17 protein-coding genes are annotated in these 15,183 nt (G+C 52.0%); 9 read left to right on the top strand and 8 right to left on the bottom strand.

Annotated elements, in window-relative coordinates:
* Positions 1–300 precede the first annotated feature (300 nt).
* Both ACE38U_RS13830 and ACE38U_RS13825 read left to right on the top strand, forming a co-directional pair.
* The gene (locus ACE38U_RS13830) at positions 301–1,632 is read left to right on the top strand and encodes an AAA family ATPase (RefSeq protein ID WP_375529944.1); all 1,332 of its coding nucleotides are present in this window, start codon (positions 301–303) and stop codon (positions 1,630–1,632) included.
* Positions 1,622–2,233, top strand: a complete 612-nt coding sequence (locus ACE38U_RS13825; RefSeq protein ID WP_375529943.1) for a hypothetical protein — start codon at positions 1,622–1,624, stop codon at positions 2,231–2,233. The genes ACE38U_RS13830 and ACE38U_RS13825 overlap by 11 nt, the downstream gene beginning before the upstream one ends.
* 404 nt (positions 2,234–2,637) lie before the next feature.
* Here ACE38U_RS13825 and ACE38U_RS13820 read toward each other — a convergent pair whose 3' ends face one another.
* Positions 2,638–2,946 carry a DUF3892 domain-containing protein gene (locus ACE38U_RS13820; RefSeq protein ID WP_375529942.1) on the bottom strand — a complete coding sequence of 103 codons (309 nt, stop codon included), beginning with the start codon at positions 2,944–2,946 and terminating at the stop codon, positions 2,638–2,640.
* A 107-nt stretch (positions 2,947–3,053) separates the two neighbouring features.
* Complete coding sequence (locus ACE38U_RS13815) at positions 3,054–3,506, bottom strand: GNAT family N-acetyltransferase (RefSeq protein ID WP_375529941.1); 453 nt, start codon at positions 3,504–3,506, stop codon at positions 3,054–3,056.
* Positions 3,507–3,793: 287 nt separating this feature from the next.
* On the opposite strand from ACE38U_RS13815, the gene symE reads away from it, so the two are divergent.
* The gene (gene symE, locus ACE38U_RS13810; RefSeq protein ID WP_375529940.1) at positions 3,794–4,132 is read left to right on the top strand and encodes an endoribonuclease SymE; all 339 of its coding nucleotides are present in this window, start codon (positions 3,794–3,796) and stop codon (positions 4,130–4,132) included.
* An 88-nt stretch (positions 4,133–4,220) separates the two neighbouring features.
* Here symE and ACE38U_RS13805 read toward each other — a convergent pair whose 3' ends face one another.
* A complete protein-coding gene (locus ACE38U_RS13805) occupies positions 4,221–4,571 on the bottom strand; it encodes a helix-turn-helix domain-containing protein (RefSeq protein WP_038479642.1) in 351 nt (116 codons plus the stop codon).
* A gap of 335 nt (positions 4,572–4,906) precedes the next feature.
* Here ACE38U_RS13805 and oqxA point away from each other — a divergent pair, with 335 nt between their 5' ends.
* Positions 4,907–6,085 carry a multidrug efflux RND transporter periplasmic adaptor subunit OqxA gene (oqxA, locus tag ACE38U_RS13800; RefSeq protein WP_375529939.1) on the top strand — a complete coding sequence of 393 codons (1,179 nt, stop codon included), beginning with the start codon at positions 4,907–4,909 and terminating at the stop codon, positions 6,083–6,085.
* Between the two features lie 23 nt (positions 6,086–6,108).
* Complete coding sequence (oqxB, locus tag ACE38U_RS13795) at positions 6,109–9,261, top strand: multidrug efflux RND transporter permease subunit OqxB (protein WP_375529938.1); 3,153 nt, start codon at positions 6,109–6,111, stop codon at positions 9,259–9,261.
* A 103-nt stretch (positions 9,262–9,364) separates the two neighbouring features.
* Here the strand turns inward: oqxB and oqxR are convergent, their stop codons facing one another.
* The 3 genes from oqxR to ACE38U_RS13780 all read right to left on the bottom strand — a co-directional run bounded on the left by oqxR (position 9,365) and on the right by ACE38U_RS13780 (position 10,908).
* Positions 9,365–9,844: an efflux pump transcriptional repressor OqxR gene (oqxR, locus tag ACE38U_RS13790; RefSeq protein WP_008458195.1), complete on the bottom strand. Its 480-nt coding sequence runs from the start codon at positions 9,842–9,844 to the stop codon at positions 9,365–9,367.
* Positions 9,845–10,110: 266 nt separating this feature from the next.
* Positions 10,111–10,635: a GNAT family N-acetyltransferase gene (locus tag ACE38U_RS13785; protein ID WP_038479633.1), complete on the bottom strand. Its 525-nt coding sequence runs from the start codon at positions 10,633–10,635 to the stop codon at positions 10,111–10,113.
* Positions 10,636–10,638: 3 nt separating this feature from the next.
* Positions 10,639–10,908, bottom strand: a complete 270-nt coding sequence (locus tag ACE38U_RS13780; protein WP_375529937.1) for a type II toxin-antitoxin system TacA family antitoxin — start codon at positions 10,906–10,908, stop codon at positions 10,639–10,641.
* 285 nt (positions 10,909–11,193) lie between these two features.
* Between ACE38U_RS13780 and cbpA the strand changes: the two genes are divergently transcribed.
* The 3 genes from cbpA (at position 11,194) to ACE38U_RS13765 (ending at position 12,928) form a co-directional block, all read left to right on the top strand.
* Positions 11,194–12,114 carry a curved DNA-binding protein gene (cbpA, locus tag ACE38U_RS13775; RefSeq protein ID WP_375529936.1) on the top strand — a complete coding sequence of 307 codons (921 nt, stop codon included), beginning with the start codon at positions 11,194–11,196 and terminating at the stop codon, positions 12,112–12,114.
* Positions 12,114–12,419 carry a chaperone modulator CbpM gene (gene cbpM / locus ACE38U_RS13770; protein ID WP_038479628.1) on the top strand — a complete coding sequence of 102 codons (306 nt, stop codon included), beginning with the start codon at positions 12,114–12,116 and terminating at the stop codon, positions 12,417–12,419. The genes cbpA and cbpM overlap by 1 nt, the downstream gene beginning before the upstream one ends.
* A 149-nt stretch (positions 12,420–12,568) precedes the next feature.
* Positions 12,569–12,928, top strand: coding sequence for a KPN_00521 family repetitive protein (locus tag ACE38U_RS13765; RefSeq protein WP_038479625.1), 360 nt, complete (start codon positions 12,569–12,571; stop codon positions 12,926–12,928).
* 49 nt (positions 12,929–12,977) lie between these two features.
* On the opposite strand, the gene ACE38U_RS13760 is transcribed toward ACE38U_RS13765, so the two are convergent.
* The gene (locus ACE38U_RS13760) at positions 12,978–13,658 is read right to left on the bottom strand and encodes a nitroreductase (RefSeq protein ID WP_375529935.1); all 681 of its coding nucleotides are present in this window, start codon (positions 13,656–13,658) and stop codon (positions 12,978–12,980) included.
* A gap of 122 nt (positions 13,659–13,780) precedes the next feature.
* Between ACE38U_RS13760 and ACE38U_RS13755 the strand changes: the two genes are divergently transcribed.
* Positions 13,781–14,713, top strand: a complete 933-nt coding sequence (locus tag ACE38U_RS13755) for a LysR family transcriptional regulator (RefSeq protein WP_375529934.1) — start codon at positions 13,781–13,783, stop codon at positions 14,711–14,713.
* Here the strand turns inward: ACE38U_RS13755 and ACE38U_RS13750 are convergent.
* Positions 14,710–15,111 carry a type II TA system antitoxin MqsA family protein gene (locus ACE38U_RS13750; RefSeq protein ID WP_375529933.1) on the bottom strand — a complete coding sequence of 134 codons (402 nt, stop codon included), beginning with the start codon at positions 15,109–15,111 and terminating at the stop codon, positions 14,710–14,712. The two genes, ACE38U_RS13755 and ACE38U_RS13750, sit on opposite strands and share 4 nt — an antisense overlap.
* Positions 15,112–15,183: the final 72 nt, after the last annotated feature.

The following is a 15,183-nucleotide window of genomic DNA, read 5'->3' as shown; positions in this document are numbered from 1 at the left end:
CTCAGGGGACATAATCAGTATGTCGGAAGATCTCTAAAAGTGAATGGTTCGGTTTGCCGGGATGCTTACACTCTCCTCGAGAGACATAATCAGTGTGTTGGATAATCTCTAAAAGTGAATGGCGCTGATGTCAGAGATGCTTGCATGACCTCCACTAGCATAAAGTGAATTGCAAACTAAACTATATCGAGATAGTAATTTTTTATAGTAAATAGTGCTCTTATTTGTATATCTACACTTTCTTCGAGCCCAAAATAAGTGCTAGAATCTGTGTATTAACTCCTAGGAAAAGAGCTACTTATGGATATTGAGATTAGAAATTTTGGTACAATTTCAGATGCACATGTACACATAGGTGGTCTAACGGTGATTACTGGCGAAAACGATACCGGTAAAAGCACCGTTGGTAAAATATTATTTTCAATAGTAAAGGCTATCGCTCGCTATGAATTCGATTTAGAGGAAGATAAAGATGCTCGTTTACTTACTCTTGCAGAAGTTATTTACTTCTCTATAATTCGACGCACTATCAACATAACAACCAACACTCAAATTAGAGATCTATTCCATCCTAAAAAATTCATTAGCCAGCTTAAAATAGATCCTATCTCTGCTTTGAATGAAAGATATCGCATTCTCAACGATCTATTAGATCGCGGTGATATAGCCGAAATGATGTTTTCGAGTGCCAGTTCCAAACTTGAAGAAATTAGACAATTAATTGAAGAACCTGACGATCGTTTATCAGTGATGAACCGAGCGATTGGCAAAGCATTTTTCTCTGAGTTTAGAGGTGAAATTATTCCTCGAGGAAATGAGTCTCTTTTAAAAACTGTAGTAAGAGTTAATGACGGTGCAACGCCATTAATTGAAATAAACTGGGTTAGTGATACTAAGTTTAAATTTGACTTCAATGATGAACTTGGTTACAACGATGCAACATATGTTGAGTCACCAGCAATAATTCAATATCATAATTTGGCTCAAATGTCTAAGACCCTCTTTGAAATCAAAGAAGGTTCCACTGGTAGAGCAACAGTTCCATTGCATATTAAAGATCTGAGCAATAAACTAAGTGACTCGATTTATAATCTTTATGCCTTTAATGATTTATTTGTAGAAGTCGAACCAGATTTGCATAGTCAGATATCTTCTCGAATAAATAGCGCATTCGATGGCGAAATAATCTACGATAACGAAAAATTTGATTTTCTATTAACTCGTGAAAATTATTCAATTTCATCATCTAATGTTGCTTCTGGCGTTAAATCTCTTGGCATACTGGATATGCTATTAAAAGGCGGCCATGCCGAGAATAACCAGTTACTTATATTAGATGAACCTGAAGTTAACTTGCATCCTAAATGGCAAATTCTTTATTGTGAGCTAATTTGTGATTTGGTTTACTCTGGGGTTGATATCATCATAACAACGCATAGTCCTTATATAATTGATGCGCTTAAACATTTTTCTGATAAGAAAAGAATTGAACATAGCTTTTATTTAGCCACAAAATTCCCTAACGAAAATTTAACTTCATTTTTGAACATTACAGATGATGTTTCACACGCTATAGATTTATTGGCAGAGCCATTAAGAGTACTCAGCAAGGATGATTTTGATGATTTCTAATGCTAAAACAATTTATGACAAACTGTGCGAAATTTACCCAACAGCCTTGGAGACAGTTTCGACTCTCAGCTTTAATTCTGATGGAGAAAAAAATTTTATTTTATCTAATGAATTAGGTTTTAATTTTGATAAAGTATATAATTTGGCTTCTTGCCATCCAGATGGCAAAAAAGAAAAGTCTCCAGACTGTTTATTTTTAGTTGGTGAAATTCTTTATTTTGTAGAATTTAAAGAAGGCAAAGCTAAAAAAGATGATATTAGAATGAAAATCCATGAAGGAATTACAACATTATTTTGTTTTATACTTAAACATGTTCCAACTATTACTCGTGATGATTTCTTTAAATTAGACATTCGTTACACTGTAATTATGAGAGACTTCAGAGAAAAAGGTCGAGAAGGCTTTTTACAAGACTTGGAGGCTATCTCTAATAAATTCAACCTAAAAAATCTGGAAGGATTTTTAGTAACTAAAGCTCTTGTCAAAGACTCTCCGCAGAGAATTATGGAATTTTTACATCAAGTTAGCGCAGGACGAATTGACAGAATTCAAATTAACTCACCAGATAATAGCAGATTAACTGATTATATGATTCAATAATCGACAATAAATTTATTGATGTGAACTCTCTTCACTTAAATAATGATGAATATCAAATTTAAAAAAACCATAAAATTCAACCTCAGATAAAATTTAGACAATTTATTAAACTTATTCATCAATAATATTCAGTTATCCTATAAAGCCCTCATGGAATAAGTCCTGCGGGCTTTTTCATTCTAAATTTTTCGCACGAAACCTGAGACCCACTTATTTTCCGCGAACATTTACAGGTCCAAGTGTAAGCACACCTGTTTTAGGTCCACGCACTTTTTGAGAGTTCCGGTTTTTCAGCCATCAGGCGGTACTCTTCCGGCGGCAGGTCAATATGTTTATACAAAATTGAGTGAACAAACAAAAGCACCAGAATGAATCTGATGCTTTGGCTCTTACATTTCAATATGTTAATACTCAGGCAAGTTTTCTAGGTTATCTTTAGCTGTACTATTTGGCTTTGTGGTAATGTAATCAGTGCCATTTACACGATCCTTAACCACTTTCTGCCCTTTTTGCCACTTCCCATCATTACCTTCAACAATAGTGTAGAACGTGTACCCACTATCGATTTTGCCTACTACCCATTGCCGAGTTTCCGATGTCCCAGTGCCTACACTGTCGCCTTTATCTTCATGTACATACACATCAGTAATATGGGTATGTTTATCGTTATATCGAACTTTAGAAATAAGGTAATCAGCCCATTTAACAGTCATGTTTCACCAGAGGTTTGAACAGGAAAATTCCTGCAATACTGTTATACACATCAGAGCAAAAATTTCCTATTCCAAGCTTACTCTGAAATTTGGTAGTCCCAATACCTTCAGGCCCCCCAAAAATAATGCCTATCAACCCCCTCCTCACGCTCAAAAACAAAACCCTGAGAGAGATAGAATGCATTAGCCGGGCTTTCTTTTAGGGCTATCAATCGGATGGGTTTCGCCGAAGCGCTGGCCTGTGCCTTCAGGCCTTTCATCACAATGCTTCCGATTCCTTTCCCCTGAAATTGGTTTTTAATATAGAAGTGATCCAGATAGAAATATTCAGGGTAGGTTCTGAGCACATAGAAACCCGCAATTTCATTCCCCAGAGAAAGAATGAAGGTATCATTTGCCTCAAACGTCGAAAGAAAACGATCTCGCGCTCTGGCTGGATCAAACCTGTTCAGCGCTTCCAGGCTGGGCCGCATTGATTCAACGCGTATATCAGCCAGCATCTGTGCATCACCGGGGGAAGCAGAGTAAATATTCAGATCTGTTAGCGACAAATTAACCAAGAATGCACCTGTTTTTATCCATAACCGACAACAGCTATAGAGAAGAAATAGTAAGCGAATAAAAGATATTTTCCCCCTACCATTTTTTGGGAGGCGCATTCCATTTACCCCACCGATTTCCCAGCCAAACCAGCCCGCAAGGTATAATACCCGCATGAAGTAAGCAGGTATCAGCAGTAAGAGTAGAAGTAAGAGAGCAGTAACAAGCTAAAGCAAAGAAAGCGCGATTAAGGCAGGCGGCAACCCGCCCTAACCGCTAATCACAACCAACTTAACAGGAGTTGATCATGACTGAAGAGCATAGTAAGCCAGAGAAGCACATCCCCACAACAACAAGGACTTATACTGTGGGCTACATTCGAGATTCGAAAAAACTCCAGCCCTCACCCGCCATAACGTTAAATGGGTTCTGGCTTGCGGAAGCGGGTTTTGATACGGGCACGAGCGTGGAGGTGCGGGTTCTGCCGGGCTGCCTGATATTAACGGCCAAAGAGCCGCAGCCGCTGGAGGAAGAGCCGGAGATCATGCAGACGCTGCGCAAGGTGTGTAAGCTTTCCGCCCGCAGGCAGAAGCAGATCAAAGCGTTTATCGAGGACGTTATCGCGCCGAAGCCGCGCGGAGTCTAGCGGATGACGCCCACCCCGGTTTCATCGCCGGGGTTTATCGTCGGGTATATGCCAAAGCATAAAGCGGGTTGCCCGCGCGGAGAAAGCCTCAGGCTCCATAGCGGTTCCCGTCGTGAGCCAGCTGCCTGCGCCACACGCCCGGCGCGATGCCGTACTGGCGCTTAAAGCTGCGGTTGAAAGACTGCTGCGAGTCAAAGCCCAGGGAGATCGCCACGTTCAGGATCGGCTCTTCGGTGTGGCTCAGGCGCTCGGCAGATTTCTTCAGCTTCTGCGCGCGGATGTACTCCCCCAGGTTGTAGCCGGTGTGCTGCTTGAAGATCCGCTGCAGGTGCCACTTCGAGTACCCTGCCCGCTCGGAAACGGTGTTGATGTCGAGGCGGCTGTCCAGGTGATTATCTATCCAGTTGAGTAAATCATGCATGAAGGCATCGGTGCTCATCGTGTCTCTCCCCTGCGGGTTTGTTAAAAGCATCTTTATCAGTTGCATTTAAAGTTGACCTGCTTTGACAAAAATTGCAAGTTTTATTGTTACATTAAATCCCCGTTACAAATGGGCCTTTTTGCAAGGGCACAAATAGCACATAAAGTGCAACAATTATTCTTGCACTTAGTTCTACGCCTTCCTACAATCGCCGCGATACTGTATTCGTAATTGATACACATTTTGTGCCGATGAGCGACACAAATGGCCTCAGGTCAGCCCGGACAAAGGAAGTGGCGCGGCACCCTCCGCTGCGTCTTGCCCGGCCGACTTCAACTATCGGAATAAGAATAATGAGCCTGCAAAAACATTGGGTTAGCCTTCATCTGCGCGTGTTAGGCCCGGTACTGCTTGCCGCGCTTCTCGCCGGATGCGACCGGGGAGTCGCACAAAACGCCGTACCGCAGGCACCTGCCGTCAGCGTCGCCGACGTGGTGGTGAAACCCGTCAGCCAGTGGGACAGCTTCAACGGCCGCATCGAGGCGGTGGAAAGCGTTCAGCTCCGCCCCCGCGTCTCTGGCTACATCGACAAAGTGAACTACACCGACGGCCAGGAAGTGAAGAAAGGTGAAGTGCTGTTCACCATCGACGACAGAACCTACCGCGCCGCGCTGGAACAGGCGCAGGCGGCGTTGATGAGAGCCAAAACCCAGGCCAGCCTCGCCCGCAGCGAAGCCAGCCGCACCGACAAGCTGATCGGCACCAACGTGATTTCCCGCGAAGAGTGGGAACAGCGCCGTTCTGCCGCCACCCAGGCCGACGCCGATATTCGTGCGGCCCAGGCGGCGGTTGACGCGGCGCAGCTTAACCTCGACTTCACCAAAGTCACCGCCCCGATCGACGGCCGCGCCAGCCGCGCGTTGATCACCAGCGGCAACCTGGTCACGGCGGGCGACAGCGCCAGCGTGCTCACCACCGTGGTGTCTCAGAAGACGGTTTACGCCTACTTCGACGTCGATGAATCCACCTATCTCCACTACCAGAACCTCGCCCGCAGCGGCCAGGGCGCGTCAAGCAACCATCAGGCGCTGCCGGTAGAAATTGGCCTGTCCGGGGAAGAAGGCTACCCGCACCAGGGCAAAGTGGACTTCCTCGATAACCAGCTCACCGCCAGCACCGGCACCATCCGCATGCGCGCCCTGCTGGATAACGCCCAGCGTCAATTCACGCCGGGGCTGTTCGCCCGCGTTCGCCTGCCGGGCAGCGCGGAGTTCCAGGCCCTGCTGATCAACGACAAAGCGGTACTGACCGACCAGGACAGAAAATACGTTTACATCGTGGATAAAGACGGCAAGGCACAGCGCCGCGACATCACGCCGGGCCGCCTGGCTTCCGGGCTGCGCATCGTGCAGCAGGGGCTGAACCCTGGCGATAAAGTCATCGTCGACGGGCTGCAAAAAGTGTTTATGCCGGGCATGCCGGTGAATGCCAAACCTGTCGACATGGTCGCCACCAGCGCTGCCGTTAACTGATCCCTTACCAGAGAATCCGACGCATGGACTTTTCCCGCTTTTTTATCGACAGGCCGATTTTTGCCGCGGTGCTGTCGATTCTGATTTTTATTACGGGGCTTATCGCGATCCCGCTGCTGCCGATCAGTGAATACCCGGACGTCGTGCCGCCAAGCGTGCAGGTCCGGGCGGAATACCCTGGCGCCAACCCGAAAGTGATCGCTGAAACCGTGGCGACGCCGCTGGAAGAAGCGATCAACGGCGTCGAAAACATGATGTACATGAAATCGGTCGCCGGTTCCGACGGCGTGCTGGTGACGACCGTGACCTTCCGCCCGGGCACCGACCCGGATCAAGCGCAGGTTCAGGTTCAGAACCGCGTTTCCCAGGCCGAAGCTCGCCTGCCGGAAGACGTTCGCCGCCTCGGCATCACCACGCAGAAACAGTCGCCGACGCTCACCCTGGTGGTGCATCTGTTCTCGCCGAACGGCAAGTACGACTCGCTGTATATGCGTAACTACGCCACGCTGAAGGTAAAAGACGAGCTGGCGCGCCTGCCGGGCGTCGGGCAGATCCAGATTTTCGGCTCCGGCGAATACGCCATGCGCGTGTGGTTAGATCCGAACAAAGTGGCGGCGCGTGGCCTGACGGCTTCTGACGTGGTCACCGCGATGCAGGAGCAGAACGTCCAGGTCTCTGCCGGTCAGCTCGGCGCAGAGCCGCTGCCGAAAGCGAGCGATTTCCTGATCTCGATTAACGCCCAGGGCCGCCTGCACAGCGAAGAAGAGTTCGGCAACATCATCCTGAAAACCTCGCCGGACGGCTCGCTGGTTCGCCTGCGCGACGTGGCGCGTATCGAGCTGGGTTCCGGCAGCTACGCCCTGCGCTCCCAGTTGAACAACAAAGATGCGGTCGGGATCGGTATCTTCCAGGCGCCTGGCGCCAACGCCATCGACCTGTCTAACGCCGTGCGCGCCAAGATGGCCGAGCTGTCCACGCGCTTCCCGGAAGACATGAAGTGGGCGGCACCTTACGACCCAACGGTCTTCGTGCGCGACTCCATCCGGGCGGTGGTGCAAACCCTGCTGGAAGCCGTGGTGCTGGTTGTGATGGTCGTTATTTTGTTCCTGCAAACCTGGCGCGCATCGATTATCCCGCTGATTGCCGTCCCGGTTTCGGTGGTGGGGACGTTCAGCATTCTTTACCTGCTTGGCTTCTCGCTGAACACTTTGAGTCTGTTCGGGCTGGTGCTCGCCATCGGCATCGTGGTGGACGACGCCATCGTGGTGGTGGAGAACGTCGAGCGTAACATTGAGGAAGGGCTTGCCCCGCTGCAGGCGGCGCATCAGGCCATGCGCGAGGTGTCCGGGCCGATTATCGCTATCGCCCTGGTGCTGTGCGCGGTGTTCGTGCCGATGGCGTTCCTTTCCGGCGTGACCGGGCAGTTCTACAAGCAGTTCGCGGTGACCATCGCCATTTCGACGGTGATCTCGGCGATTAACTCCCTGACGCTCTCCCCTGCGCTGGCGGCGCTGCTGCTGAAGCCGCACGGCGCGCCGAAGGACATGCCAACCCGGCTGATCGACCGCCTGTTCGGCTGGCTGTTCCGGCCGTTCAACCGCTTCTTCCACCGCATTTCGGAAGGTTACCAGGGGCTGGTCGGCAAAACGCTTGGCCGCCGTGGCGCGGTGTTCGCGGTGTACGTACTGCTGCTGTGTGCTGCCGGGGTGATGTTCAAAACCGTACCGGGCGGGTTTATTCCTACCCAGGATAAGCTCTACCTGATCGGCGGCGTGAAGATGCCGGAAGGCTCCTCGCTGGAACGCACCGACGCGGTGATCCGTAAGATGAGCGAAATCGGCATGAATACCGAGGGCGTGGATTACGCGGTGGCGTTCCCAGGCCTCAACGCGCTGCAGTTCACCAACACGCCGAATACCGGCACGGTGTTCTTCGGCCTGAAGCCGTTCGGCGAGCGGAAACATACCGCCGCGCAAATTAACGCCGAGATCAACGCCAAAATCTCGCAAATCCAGGAAGGCTTCGGCTTCTCTATTCTGCCGCCGCCAATTCTGGGGCTGGGCCAGGGTTCCGGCTACTCGCTGTATATCCAGGACCGGGCGGGCTTAGGCTATGGCGCGCTGCAAACCGCGGTGAACACCATGTCAGGCGCAATCATGCAAACGCCGGGGATGCACTTCCCGATCTCCACCTACCAGGCGAACGTGCCGCAACTTGATGTGCAGGTAGATCGCGACAAAGCCAAAGCCCAGGGCGTGTCGCTGACCGACCTGTTCGGCACGCTGCAAACCTATTTAGGCTCGTCCTACGTGAACGACTTTAACGAGTTCGGTCGTACCTGGCGCGTGATGGCCCAGGCCGACGGGCAGTTCCGCGACAGCATCGAAGACATCGGTAACCTGCGTACCCGCAACAATCAGGGCGAAATGGTGCCGATCGGCAGTATGGTAAAAATCACCACCACCTACGGGCCGGACCCGGTGATCCGCTACAACGGCTATCCGGCGGCGGATCTCATCGGGGATGCGGACCCACGCGTGCTCTCTTCCGCTCAGGCGATGACAAAACTGGCCGCGATGTCCGGCCAGGTGCTGCCGAACGGGATGAACATCGAATGGACGGATCTGAGCTACCAGCAGGCAACCCAGGGCAACACGGCGATGATCGTCTTCCCGGTGGCGGTGCTGCTGGCGTTCCTGGTGCTCGCCGCGCTGTATGAAAGCTGGACGCTGCCGCTAGCGGTGATCCTGATTGTGCCGATGACCATGCTGTCGGCGCTGTTCGGCGTCTGGCTGACCGGGGGCGACAACAACGTGTTCGTGCAGGTCGGGCTGGTGGTGCTGATGGGCCTGGCCTGTAAGAACGCCATCCTGATCGTCGAGTTCGCCCGCGAGCTGGAGATGCAGGGCAAAGGCATTATGGAGTCTGCGCTGGAAGCGTGCCGCCTGCGTCTGCGCCCTATCGTGATGACTTCCATCGCCTTTATCGCCGGGACTATTCCGCTGATTCTGGGCCACGGCGCAGGGGCGGAAGTACGCGGCGTGACCGGGGTGACGGTGTTCTCGGGCATGTTGGGAGTGACGCTGTTTGGTCTGTTCCTGACGCCGGTGTTTTACGTCACGCTGCGTAAGCTCGTTACGCGCGGCAAATCCCAGGCCAAAACTATCGAGGCGTGAGCCAGATAATAAGGGCGGTGTAAAAGCCGCCCGATTAGCCCAACAAAAAACCGCCTTTCAAAGAGGCGGTTTCTTTATTTCTGGGAAAAGGTGATTGCGGGGCTTAGTGGCCTTTTTTGTACAGCGCCTCAAGCTCGGGCACCGGCTGGCAGCCGCTGGTATCGCTCTTTTTCACTTTCTCCAGCGCACTTGCCACGGTATGGCGAGCCAACACCGCCAGCGAAGCCTCTTCGGCTTCTTCTGCAATCGTTTTGAAGTACCAGCAGGCGTTGGCGCTGACCACGCAGCGGGCAGGCACGTCCGGGCGGGACGCCCAAATCTTTTTGTCTTCAATCACCGACAGGTAAATATCTCGCAGGGTTATCTCTTCGGCCGGGCGGCCAAGATGAATGGAACCGTTGCGCCCCAGCGTCGAGACAATAATGCCGTCGCGCGTGAGGGGAACCATCAGTTTACGGATAAAGCTCGGGTTGGCTTCCAGGCCATAGGCCAGGATGGCGCTGGTCGAGCGTTCACCCATTTGCTCCGCCATCGCTACGCTGAGAACCATCTGCAAAGCTGTCGGGAAGCGGTAATCTAACATTTCATTTTCCTGGGTCGCGGTGAATCTTGTTCTTTTTGGCACCGCTAGGTGAATAATCAATGAGCAACAATATAACAAATGTAGCGTTTTTTTTGAAGCAATCTGAGCTTTAGCTGGGAGCCAGCTCAAAATAACCGAAAGCTCAATTTTAATAAGTTACGGAACTAAACTATTCAAAAAAAACAAATTCTGTCAGGTCGGTTAATTAATTCAAGTATTTGCCATACTGAATAATAAGTCATGTCACAGAAGATCAAATAGATCGCTTATTCTTGCTCAAATAATTTCTCAATCGAGCGGGTCGGGTAAAAAAGCGAATTGTTGTTTTTCCCCACCAGCGGAATAAACCCTAATTTTTGATAAAAGCGCTTCGCATTGTCGTTAATGGCATCGACAAAAATCCCATGAACGCCCACCGCCTGCGAAGCTAAATAAACCACCTTCATCGCATGCGCCACAAGCGTTGAACCCCATTCCTGACCCTGCAGATCTTTGTGGATCGCCAGCCGCCCCAGCGTCACGCTGGGGACATTGGCATAAGGGATTTTTCGCTTCTGGGTGTTTGACGGCAGCGCCTCTTTTTCAAAGCAGCTGCCGGACAAAGTGTAGTAACCCAGCACTTTGGGATTGGCGTCCTTTGTCACAAGAAGATAGCCGCGTAAAAAGCGGCCATTATGCTGCCGGACAAAGTGCTCGGAGAGAAATGCATTCAGAGAAGCTTCACCGCAGTCGAAGCCGCGAAAATCATACGCAGTTTGTTCTGAAAATAATTCAATCATCAGGTCTGCCACGGCTTACTCCATGTCTTTCAGACGCCTTGCTGCACGTTTGAGCCTGTCATCCGGTTCAGGCGGGTTGCTGATAGCATCCATCACAAGGTTCCATGATGCTTCATTCAGGACCAGGCGGCGATGTTGCTCGATCACTTCCGCAGCGCGCGCAGACGCACAGGCAATCATAAACTGAGTGATCGTCTGGTTGGACATTGCCGCAGCCTCTTCGATCATACTTTTGTCGTCGTCACTTAATCTAAGATCGATACGCTGTTTTTTTAAAGCTGGCATCCTGTATTTACTCCCGTACTGCCGCAGGTGTCAGCAGTACGATAAAATCAATGAACAACTTAAGGCTAGCCACTTAAATATGTACGGAAACATTCCGTACAATGACGATATGCTCATTGGCGCAAATTTTCAACAACTAATCTCGACCGTCCTCAAATCCTGCCAGATAGTCGCACCTAAAAATCCCGTTATCACCGCCCCACCGTCCCCTAACGGGCCTATACTTATTGGCGACACTTTCCGCACGTTCTGTTCTGCATGCACCGATTTATGCGAGATAACGATATGGAATTAAAGGATTATTACGCCATCATGGGCGTGAAACCGACGGACGAACTCAAAACCATCAAAACCGCTTACCGCCGCCTGGCGCGCAAATATCACCCCGATGTCAGCAAAGAGCCCGACGCAGAAGCCCGCTTTAAGGAAGTGGCTGAAGCCTGGGAAGTGCTGAGCGACGAGCAGCGCCGCGCCGAATACGACCAGATGTGGCAGCACCGCAACGACCCACAGTTTAACCAGCAGTTCCACCAGGGTGGCGAGCAGAGCTACAACGCCCAGGACTTCGAAGATATCTTCTCTTCTATGTTCGGCCAGCAGGCCAGGCAGTCTCGCCAGCCGCACGCCGCACGCGGCCACGATGTAGAGATTGAAGTGGCGGTCTTCCTCGAAGAAACGCTGGCCGAGCACAGCCGCACCATCAGCTACAAGCTGCCGGTCTACAACGTCTTTGGCATCGTCGAGCGGGAAATCCCGAAAACGTTGAACGTGAAAATTCCGGCGGGCGTCGGCGACGGGCAGCGCATCCGGCTCAAAGGCCAGGGCACGCCGGGTGAAAACGGTGGGCCAAACGGTGACCTGTGGCTGGTGATGCACATCGCGCCGCACCCGCTGTTCGACATTGTCGGCCACAATCTGGAAGTTGTGGTGCCGCTGGCGCCGTGGGAAGCCGCGCTGGGCGCCAAAGTCGAGGTTCCAACGCTCAAAGACAGCATTTTGATGACCATTCCAGCGGGCAGCCAGGCCGGGCAGAAGCTGCGCATCAAGGGCAAAGGGCTGGTCAGTAAGCAGCATACCGGCGACCTGTTCGCGGTAATTAAAATCGTGATGCCGCCTAAGCCAGACGAAAACGCTGCGGCGCTCTGGCAGCAGCTCGCAGACGCCCAGTCGGCGTTCAATCCGCGCAAAGATTGGGGGAAAAAATAATGGCTAACGTCACCGTCACTTTTACCATCACCGAGTTCTGCCTGCACACCGGCATTCAGGCAGAGGAACTCAATGAAATCGTCGGGCTTGGCGTCGTCGAACCTTACGATTTTGAGGTCAAACCGTGGCAGTTTGACGACCACGCGATCAACGTCGCGCAGCGGGCATTGCGGTTACGACGAGAATTAGCGCTGGACTGGCCGGGCATCGCCGTGGCGCTCACGCTGCTCGAGGAGAACGAACGCCTGCGCCAGGAGAATCGCCTGCTCAGACAGCGGATAGGGCGTTTCATCCGCCATCCATAGGCACATAACCTGGTGGATTATTCAGAGAAATATATCCACCAGCCGTGAATGTCCTGATTCATTTAGGATTATTACCTAAGGCAACTTCCGCTTCGCTGTGCCAGGCTTATTCACGGTCATAAGGACTGATAACGTTTGTTGAGGATATTATGAAAAAAACGATCATCGCTTTATCTGCAATTCTGCTGGCTGCTCCTGTTTTTGCCGCGACCACCACACACGCAACAGATGACACCGTCGCCGCGGCGCACGAAGGCGCTAACACCGCCAAAGAGAAACTGCACCAGGCAGAGAACAAAGGCGAAGAGCTGAAGCTCAAGTCTAAACATGCCGTCGAAGGGAAGAGCGACAGCACGGGCAGCAAGATAAGCGAAGGCTCCCAGAAGGCATGGCATAAAACCAAAGAAGGCACCGAGAAAGGTTGGGACGCAACCAAAGAAGGCGCTGAAAAAGGGTGGAATAAAACCAAAGAAGGCGCTTCTGACCTGAAGAAAAAAGTCAGCGAATAATTCGCCTTCTCTGAAGAAAAAGCCGCGAAAGCGGCTTTTTTTATGCCCGCTAGTTATGCAGCGTTACGCTTTCGTCCACGCTCTGACGCCACATGCGTACGCCAGCGGAAGGTGCATCCGGGTCGGCATAACCAAAAGAGATGCCGAACAGCAGGCGATAGTCATCCGACACGCCCAGAATTTTACGCGTCGCGTCAGCATGGAAGCCCAGCAGCGTTTGCGGAATACCGGCAAAACCGCGTGCCGCAAGAGACAGCAGGAAGCTCTGGCCGTACATACCGATATCTGACGCCACGCGCACGTTGTCGCCAAACGACGGCATAAACAGGAAGGCCACGTGTGGCGCGCCGAAAAAGTTGAAGTTACGCAGGTAGGCTTCGCGGCGTTTCTCTTTATCATCGCGGGCAATGCCTAGCGCATCATAATAAACCTTCGCCTGGCGCTGGCTGCGCTCGTAGTAATCGCCGTGAAAATCGTCATAGCTGAAGCTGAAGTCCGGCGTGACGTTGCCCGCCGTATCGTTCTCAATCATCATCTTTTGCAGCGCGTCTTTGGTTGCGCCGGAGACAATATGCACGTTCCACGGCTGCGTATTGCAGTTGGACGGGGAATATTGCGCATCCTGCAAAACGGCCTGAATCTGCTCGTTGGTCAGCGGCGTAGACAGAAACGCTCGCGATGAAAAACGCTGGCGCACGGCCTCGTCAAAAGCCAGAACCTGATTGCTCATACCATCCTCTCTGTTTATAACCCGGCAATGTGCCGGAAAGATTTGCTGCCGAGGATGTTAGCGCTGCCGGGCATAGCGAAAAACCGTATAATCCCTTAAAGACTTTTGCGGAAACTGCACAAATGAAAGATCTTAGCCAGATAAACGCCCGCTCGATACGCCTCTTCCTGGCGGTCATCAGCGAAGGCAGTTTTTCCGAAGTGGCCCGCCAGGAAAATCTGTCCCCCTCTTCCGTTTCGCGCACCGTGATTCAGCTCGAGCAGTCTCTGGAGACCCAGTTGCTTTACCGCAATACACGAGCGGTGGCCGCCACCGATGCGGGGAATATCTACGCCGCCGCGTTCCGGGAAATGCTCAGCCAGCTTGAGCAGGCGCAAACCCAGATTGGCGAGCGTCGCCAGCAGCCCGGCGGCGTGTTTCGCTTTAACGCCCCGGTCTCCTTCGGGCTGCGCCACATTGCCCCGTGGATTGCCGAACTCAGCGAGCGCTACCCGGCGTTGCGGCTGGAGCTAAACCTGACCGATAACTACATCGACCCGCTGGCGGACGGTACGGACCTGCTGCTGCGCATTGCCCCGGTGCAGGACAGCTCGCTTCACGGGCGCTTCATTACCCGGCAGCGTGCTTATCTGGTCGCCAGCCCGGCCTACCTCGAACGCTACGGCTTGCCGCAAACGCCGGAAGACCTGCACGGCCACAGGCTGTTGGCCTACCGCGGCCTGATGGGGCTGCAGCGCTGGTACTTTACGAAGGGCGAAGAGAAGCTACAGCTCCTGCCGGAGCCTAAAATCGTTTCCGGCAATGCGGAGATGCTGGTGAAAGCCGCGGAAGACGGCGCGGGTATCGTGCTGTTCCCGGACTGGCAGATAAGCGACTCGCTGCGGACTCAACGGCTGATTCCGTTGATGACGGATTACACCGCGTCTTACAGCGCCACCGATCATTCACTCTATATGCTGTACCCCGGCGGCCGCTTTCCGTCGCTCAACACCCGCACCGTCATCGACTTCTTTATGGGGAAGTTTGGTTCACCGCCCTACTGGCAGAACGTTTAACTTGTTTTGAGTTCTTCGAAAAGCTCAGGGTGTTTATCCTGGGCTTTAAATAAGAGGATTAATGGACGTGGCGGAACAATACGCCCGGTTTCATAGCGGCTGAAGGCATTTGCGCCCCCGCCAAAAAACTCCGCAGCCTGCGCCTGGTTCAGTTTTAAACGCTTCCGCACCGCCGCGATAAAAGCAGGGTCGACCTCCTGAGCGTTCACTTCACGGTTAAATGCCAGCATACCGGCTAAATACTCTTCACCTTCCCCGTCGGCGAAAACAATTTCGCCGCAATCATGACAATGCAGTCCGGTCAGGCCTGGAAACATCTTTGAATGGCCTTTGTATTCATAATGAATATCACGGGCTTCATGAACGGCATGATTGCCACCGCACACTGGGCATTTCATATCAGGACTCCTTAGTATTTGCTCTGACTATAGAGTGAATAACACTCAGACGGGTGTGGGCCGTTCTCTTCT

Origin of the sequence: Cedecea selenatireducens (assembly GCF_042138895.1) — a bacterium.
In the GTDB taxonomy this organism is placed as follows: Bacteria; Pseudomonadota; Gammaproteobacteria; order Enterobacterales; family Enterobacteriaceae; genus Cedecea; species Cedecea selenatireducens.
Note: the sequence above shows the minus strand (reverse complement) of the source record. Positions and strands in the feature narration are given on the sequence as shown.